Source organism: Shewanella sp. ECSMB14102, assembly GCF_000813075.1.
In the GTDB taxonomy this organism is placed as follows: domain Bacteria; phylum Pseudomonadota; class Gammaproteobacteria; order Enterobacterales; family Shewanellaceae; genus Shewanella; species Shewanella indica.
In genome coordinates this window covers 1-310 of sequence record NZ_JWGX01000130.1, presented here as the reverse complement: position 1 = coordinate 310, position 310 = coordinate 1, and the positions used below count along the sequence as shown (strand labels likewise).

Annotated in this window: 1 pseudogene; it reads left to right on the top strand. The window is 47.7% G+C overall.

Going from position 1 to position 310, the window contains the following annotated elements:
- A pseudogene (locus tag RC73_RS20865) lies at positions 1-310 on the top strand (hypothetical protein); the annotation flags it as partial.

Below are 310 nucleotides of genomic sequence, written 5' to 3'. Positions count from 1 at the left end.
CTCACCTCGGGTTATGGTCAGCCGCAGTTCTCTATCGATATCTATCATCAGGATGATAAGGCGGAAAAGCAAGGGGTGATAACCGGTGAGCATAGGCTTGAGCAATGGCTGGAGTATGTGGAGGAGTTGCGCCTAAAAGATGCCGAACACTATCCGACCAAATATGTTATCAAAGATCTGGAGCCGGACTTGAAAACAGTGGTGTATTACACAGACGATCGAAGATATGGACCAGACGAAGATCACCATTTTGCCAGCTTCTTTTTCAAGGATTTTCCGGAGCAGCAGTTGGGACTCAGCATTGATGGCC